Genomic DNA, 6,641 nt, shown 5'->3' with positions numbered 1-6,641 from the left:
TATCATCGCCGGATTATCCATGATCTGACAGCCGTCCCTTATAGGATGCGGGTTCACTAGGCATCGTAGTGGAACATATTCTTACCGGGCCATGCAACAAACCCACCAATAATTCAAGACGTCCTCCACGGGGCGCTTACGTTAATTCAGCCATCGCAGCAATTAAAAAATGAATCATTATTTATAATATTCAACTATTTATATATTATTTTCTATAAAATCGCCTCTATTTGGGCGCACCCCTTGCCCTACAGGCGTCACGCGCGTTTATATTGGCGCGCGGTTTAGTAATGTGGGTGTAATTTTTAATTACATATATTTACTGCGGTTACTATTCAGCGACGGGATTCAATTGCTAATGAAATGTAAAGTAGAGGTAAATGATTCTCGGGACGCCTAAATTACCGCCAGCCGTTTATTTAATAAAGCGCGCAGCGGTTCTTTTTGCTTTTTTGTTGAGGAAAAGCAATTTAATTCGCCGCCACCACCACAATATGCCGTTCGCCTTCCAGGCCCGCCACCTGAAGCCCGATCACCGATTCTAGCCGAAAGCCCGGCGGCAGCGCGGTCAGCTCCGACTCGGAGAGCTGGCCTTTCAGCGCATAAAATAGCCCTTTTTCTCTGGCCGGCAGCGCAGCGCACCAGGTCAGTATGTCGCCGAGGGAGGCGAAAGCGCGGCTTATGACGCCGTCAAAGCCCTCGGGCGGCGTGAAGCTCTCTACCCGGCTCTGCACCGGCCATGACATTGTCGAGCCCCAGTTCATGCTGTACCTGGCGCAGAAAACGTATGCGCTTGCCCAGACTGTCCAGGAGAGTGAAATGCGCCTCGGGCCGCACGATAGCCAGCGGAATGCCCGGTAGCCCCGGGCCGGTGCCGACATCGATGAAGCGGTCGCCGTGCAAATGGGGATTGACGACTATACTGTCCATGATGTGGCGAACCAGCATTTGCTCCGGGGAACGCACCGATGTCAGGTTGTACGCCTTGTTCCATTTATACAGCAGCTCGACATAGCCCAGCAACTGCTTTTTTTGCGCCGCCGACAGTGCCATGTCCGCCTGCCCAAGCAGGGTCTCCAATGTCTCAAGCATCAATGATTCCGTCATTGTCAGGCGCTGCGGCGCAGCAACCCCTGTTTTTTCAGCCAGACCAGCAAGATGGAAATCGCCGCCGGCGTGACGCCGGAAATACGTGAAGCCTGGCCGATAGAGCTGGGTTTGTGATCGTTGAGTTTGGCGATCACTTCGTTGGACAGGCCCGAAACGGCGCTAAAATCCATATCCGCCGGCAGCAGGGTATGTTCATTGTGCATCTGGCGCGCGATCTCCTCCTGCTGACGGGCGATGTAGCCCTGGTATTTGATCTGGATCTCGACCTGTTCCGCCGCCTGGTCGTCGGTCAGTGCCGGACCAAAGCGGTCCAGGCCGGTCAGCCGCGCATAATCCATCTCCGGGCGGCGCAGGAGCTCTTCCCCGTTGGCTTCGAGCGTCAGCGGCGCTTTAAGCAGCGGATTAAGCTGCTCGACGCCTTCGCTGCCGGGATGTACCCAGATATCGCACAGACGCTGACGCTCCAGCGCGATCTGTTCTTGCTTGGTGCAGAAGCGCGCCCAGCGCACCTCATCCACCAAACCGAGCTGCCGGCCGATTTCCGTCAGACGAAGATCGGCGTTATCTTCGCGCAACAGCAGCCGGTATTCGGCGCGGGAGGTAAACATACGGTAAGGCTCTCTGGTGCCCAATGTGCATAAATCATCCACCAGCACGCCCAGATAGGCCTGATCGCGCCGCGGCGACCAGCCCTCTTTGTCGGTGGCAAGCCTTGCGGCGTTCAGACCGGCGAACATGCCCTGTGCGGCGGCCTCTTCGTATCCGGTGGTCCCGTTGATTTGGCCGGCGAAGAACAGCCCCGCGATCAATTTGCTTTCCAGCGTCAGCTTGAGATCGCGCGGATCAAAGAAGTCGTACTCGATCGCATAGCCCGGACGCACTATGCGCGCGTTCTCCAGCCCCTGTATGGAGTGGACTATTTTCATCTGTACATCGAACGGCAGGCTGGTCGAGATGCCGTTGGGATAAATTTCGTTGCTGGTCAACCCTTCCGGCTCGAGGAAGATCTGGTGGGCATCGCGATCGACGAAGCGCATAACCTTATCTTCAATGGACGGACAATAGCGCGGCCCGACGCCTTCAATGATGCCGGCGTACATCGGGCTGCGATCCAGATTCTGGCGGATGACCTCATGGGTCTTTTCGTTGGTATAGGTGATATAACAGGGGATCTGGCGCGGAGGCCGATCCTCCGAGCCCAAAAACGAGAAGACGGGCAGCGGATCGTCGCCATGCTGTGTCGCCAGCAGCGAGAAATCGATACTGCGCGCATCAATACGCGGCGGCGTGCCGGTTTTCAGGCGGTTCACCCGGAACGGCAGCTCACGCAGACGGCGCGACAGGGAAATCGACGGAGGATCCCCTGCTCGACCGCCGCTGTAGTGATCCATGCCGATATGGATCTTGCCGTCCAGGAAGGTCCCTACGGTCAGCACCACGGCGCGGGCGCGGAATTTCAGCCCCATTTGCGTAACGGCGCCGACGACCCGATCGCCATCTACGATTAGATCCTCTACCGCCTGCTGAAAGATCATCAGGTTAGGCTGGTTCTCCAGCGCGCCGCGCACCGCCTGACGGTAAAGCATGCGATCCGCCTGTGCGCGGGTCGCCCTGACCGCCGGCCCCTTGCTGGCGTTTAGTATCCTGAACTGAATGCCGGCCTTATCGATGGCCTGCGCCATCAAACCACCCATAGCGTCAATTTCTTTGACCAAATGCCCTTTGCCGATACCGCCGATCGCCGGGTTACAGGACATTTGTCCAAGCGTATCAATGTTATGCGTCAGCAGCAGGGTTTGGCATCCCATCCGTGCCGACGCCATTGCCGCTTCCGTACCGGCATGGCCGCCCCCAATAATGATGACGCCAAAATGATCGGGATAAAACATGGTAAAAACACCTCACGTGAAAGCGAAGGATCGTCAAGGGGCCTGGGGAAGAGGATTCTACTCAAGTTTAGACGGGATACAAGCCCGGAAGATCCGCGGGTAATTAAAGAAAAATCTTTTTATTTAAAGATCTCTTGTTATGTCTATTACTAGGATCGCGCTCCTTTGTGGATAAGCTGTTTTTGATCAACCTATACAAGGAATTATCGATCCACCGAGCCTGTGAATGATCGGTGATCCCGGACGGTATAAGCTGGGATCTTTTGTGGCTATTATCCACAGGTCGATGCGATGCTTAGGGTTATACATTGGATAACTACCGGTTGTCAGCGGGTTTTAACCGGAGTTATACACAAAAAAAGTGCTATCAGTGTGCTTTTATCAGCGTGATACATTCCGTTACCCAGGCTTCCGCCGGATCCTCGGGAATTTCATGCTGGGTAATATCGATCTTCAGCACCTCGCCGATCCGCTTGGCGCCGAGCGTCGTAAGCGGCGATCCAGGGTGTCGGTCGCGCCGCAGAACGTATCGTATTCGCTACTGCCGATGCCGATTGCGCCGAAGGTAACCTTGGAGAGTGAGGGCGCTTGCGCCGTCAACTCTTCCAGCAGCGGCTGAAGATTCTCCGGCAGCTCACCGGCGCCGTGGGTGGAGGTAACCAAGAGCCACAGGCCCTCGGGACTCAATTCCGCCAGTTCGGCGCCGTGAAAGATGTGGGTGGTGAACCCCTGCTGTTCGAGGATGCCGGCGACGTGCTCGGCAACATATTCGGCGCTACCCAAGGTGCTGCCGCTGATGATGGTTACGTCGGCCATGATGGTCCCGTCAGATAACTGAGCCGGTATTGTACGCTGTGTACCGGCTGGGATCTACCTGTGAATAATTGTGGGTATTAACCGGGCCGCTACGGCACGATGGTACGGCTGATGGGGTTTTGCAGCGAGATAAGGGTTTCGGTGGATTGGATCTCGTCGATGGTCTGGATCTTGTTGATAAGTACCTGTTGCAGGGCATCGATGGAGCGACACATCACTTTAATAAAGATGTTGTAATGGCCGGTGGTGTAATAGGCTTCCACAACTTCGTCCAGTGCGTCCAGCTTCTTGAGCGCCGAGGGGTAATCCTTGGCGCTCTTAAGAATAATGCCGATAAAGCAGCAGACGTCATAGCCCAGCTGTTTCGGGCTAATATCGACCCTGGCCCCGGTGATGATGCCTGCCTGTTTCATTTTTTCCACCCGCACATGCACGGTGCCGGGACTTACGTTTAACAGCTTGGCCAGCTCGGCGTAGGCGGTGCGCGCGTTGGCCATCAGCGCCTGCAAAATGGTGCGATCGAGGGCGTCGAGCTGATAAGTTTCCGCCATGGTGATGTCCTCTATGGCGATCCCGGCGGCAAATCCGTTGCCTGCCCACGGGATCACCTTTTACGGCGCCAGCGGCGCATGAGCCGCTGTTTCAGTCCGGTGTCGAAGCGCCAGATGTGATCGAATATTTTCATAATACCGGGTTTTCCCATCGACGATAGCGCGACGGCGTGAAAGCGTTGCTGACGATGGCGCTGCTGTTCGCGTATGCGTCGCTGGACCGTTTCGGGCAGACGCTGGGCGATGAAATCGGAAATGACCACCGCATCCGCATCCTGCCACGCCGGGTCGGCGAGCTTCTCGGTCAGCACCGTCAGGCAGGCGGCCAGATCGGTGCCGCCGCGAAAGCGCTGGCCGAGGAAACGGATGGCCTGCTCCAGGCCGCCGTCGGCGGTCAGTTCGTAATCCACCTGGCCGGTGGAAAAAAGGCTGATGAAACAGCGTCGGTCATCGGCCAGCTCGATATGCATCAGCGCCAGACAAAACCCTTTCGCGCACTCCTCGTTGAAACCGCCCATCGAACCGGAGGTATCCACGCAGACAATCATTGGCCCGCGCGGCTGCTGTTGGCTGCTGGCCGGCTGCAGAATGCGCCGCGTCCGCCAGGCGTCACCGTGCAGGCGGTAGGTAAACAGCCGTTCCTCCAGCAGACGACGGTAAAATTCATACTCCAATTTATCGATGCCGAGGACGGACAACTCTCCCGGCAGTCGCCACAGCAGGTCGTCGCTCTGATGGATACCGCTAATTTCTTCAGGCTGTACCGCCGGCTCGCGCACGCGCTTCACTACCTCGCGTTGAAGCGAATGGGGCGTGGCGACGAAACGCGCTTCATGACTGCGCCCCAATTGTTCCGCCAACTGCAGGAGTTCCGGCTGCTGACGCAGAAATTCGCCATAGTGTACCAGCAGGCGATAGTCGCCTTGTTGTACCTGTCCGGCGGCCATATCCCACAACCGGCCGGCGGTGTGTTGATTCTCCGCCAGCAGCGGCGCCAGCGCGCCGCTGACCGCTGAAATGATAGCCTGCTATCCTGCGCAGGATGAACGGCTGCTAATTAACCTGATTGCTTACCGTGAGGCGCTGGTACGCCTGGCTATACAGGATACCGTCGAGCAGAATCTGGTGGCCTTTGCTCGCGCCCCGATGCTGGACTATTTGGGTGAACTGGTCGGCGTATACCGCCAGGCGGCTGCGGCAGCCCGTACCCGCCTAAGGTTTCAGCTCGAAGAGCCACCCGCCACGCCGCTGGTCATTCCGGCAGGCACGCGCGTCAGCGCCCGCGATAGTATTGTTTTTGCCACCGATGAGGCCGTCACCCTGAGCGGCACCACTGCCAGCGTGACGGCCACCTGTACCGAGCGCGGCACGCTCGGCAACGGCTGGCAACCGGCGCAAATCAGCACCTTGCTCGACGGCATCAATGATGCAGACCTCAGTGTGACCAATACCGAACCCAGTACCGGTGGCGCTGACCCGGAAGAATATGAGCATCTGCGTGAGCGTATCCGGCTGGCCCCCGCGTCATTTAGCAACGCCGGTTCGCGCGACGCGTACCGTTTTTATGCCATGAGTGCCCATCAGGCGATTACGGATGTGGCGGTGATGCGCCCGGTACCGGGTACAGTGGCGCTTTATCCGTTGGTCAAAACCGGCCTGCCGTCCGACACCTTACTGGCGCTGGTTAACGGGGCCTGTTCTGACGAAAAGGTGCGACCGCTGACGGATATCGTCAAGGTGGCTTCGCCGGTTAAGGTGACTTACCGGATTGAAGCGGCTATCCGCCTTTATGCTGGCTACGATAGCTCCGACGTCATGGCAGCAGTAAAACAGGCCGCCCAGCGTTATGTGGATAAACATGCTGCACGACTGGGGCGCGATATCGTTCCCAGCTAGATACAGGCCGTCCTGTCGGTCAAAGGGGTTTACAGCGTCGAGCTAAAACGTAAGCGTACGCCCTGCGCCGTATTGACAGTTATTCAGCAGGGATGGTGAGGTTCCACGGCAGGAGCTCTTTGATTTTGTTGATGGGATGATCCGCGATAATCGCCAGCACATGGCGCAGATACGCTTCCGGCTCGACGCCATTCAGTTTGCAACTGCCGATCAGCGTATACATCAGCGCCGCCCGGTCGCCGCAGCTATCCGAACCGAAGAACAGATAGTTCTTGCGACCCAGGCTTATTACCCGTAGCGCGTTTTTAGCTATATTATTGTCGATCCCCGCCCAGCTATCGCCGGCGTAGTAGCACAACGCCCGCCAGTGGTTCATCAG

3 protein-coding genes and 4 pseudogenes are annotated in these 6,641 nt (G+C 57.2%); 1 reads left to right on the top strand and 6 read right to left on the bottom strand.

Features of this window, described 5'->3' with window-relative positions; all coding sequences use genetic code 11:
* Nucleotides 1-470 precede the first annotated feature (470 nt).
* The 5 genes and pseudogenes from rsmG to ACMX3H_RS15860 all read right to left on the bottom strand — a co-directional run.
* A pseudogene (rsmG, locus tag ACMX3H_RS15880) lies at nucleotides 471-1,092 on the bottom strand (16S rRNA (guanine(527)-N(7))-methyltransferase RsmG).
* A 17-nt stretch (nucleotides 1,093-1,109) separates the two neighbouring features.
* Nucleotides 1,110-2,999 carry a tRNA uridine-5-carboxymethylaminomethyl(34) synthesis enzyme MnmG gene (mnmG, locus tag ACMX3H_RS15875; protein ID WP_415211519.1) on the bottom strand — a complete coding sequence of 630 codons (1,890 nt, stop codon included), beginning with the start codon at nucleotides 2,997-2,999 and terminating at the stop codon, nucleotides 1,110-1,112.
* A 367-nt stretch (nucleotides 3,000-3,366) separates the two neighbouring features.
* A pseudogene (mioC, locus tag ACMX3H_RS15870) lies at nucleotides 3,367-3,815 on the bottom strand (FMN-binding protein MioC).
* An 89-nt stretch (nucleotides 3,816-3,904) separates the two neighbouring features.
* The gene (gene asnC, locus ACMX3H_RS15865) at nucleotides 3,905-4,366 is read right to left on the bottom strand and encodes a transcriptional regulator AsnC (RefSeq protein ID WP_415211520.1); all 462 of its coding nucleotides are present in this window, start codon (nucleotides 4,364-4,366) and stop codon (nucleotides 3,905-3,907) included.
* 53 nt (nucleotides 4,367-4,419) lie between these two features.
* A pseudogene (locus tag ACMX3H_RS15860) lies at nucleotides 4,420-5,376 on the bottom strand (VWA domain-containing protein); the annotation flags it as partial.
* 7 nt (nucleotides 5,377-5,383) lie between these two features.
* On the opposite strand from ACMX3H_RS15860, the pseudogene ACMX3H_RS15855 reads away from it, so the two are divergent.
* Nucleotides 5,384-6,259: pseudogene (locus ACMX3H_RS15855) on the top strand (baseplate J/gp47 family protein); the annotation flags it as partial.
* 82 nt (nucleotides 6,260-6,341) lie between these two features.
* On the opposite strand, the gene ACMX3H_RS15850 reads toward ACMX3H_RS15855, so the two are convergent.
* Nucleotides 6,342-6,641: transposase domain-containing protein (locus tag ACMX3H_RS15850; RefSeq protein WP_415211518.1), on the bottom strand; the 300-nt coding region annotated here is incomplete at its 5' end.

Origin of the sequence: Sodalis sp. (in: enterobacteria) (assembly GCF_047607725.1) — a bacterium.
Taxonomy (GTDB): Bacteria; Pseudomonadota; Gammaproteobacteria; order Enterobacterales; family Enterobacteriaceae; genus JBLKSS01.
The sequence above is the reverse complement of the archived record's forward strand: the minus strand, read 5'-3'. Positions and strand labels throughout refer to the sequence as shown.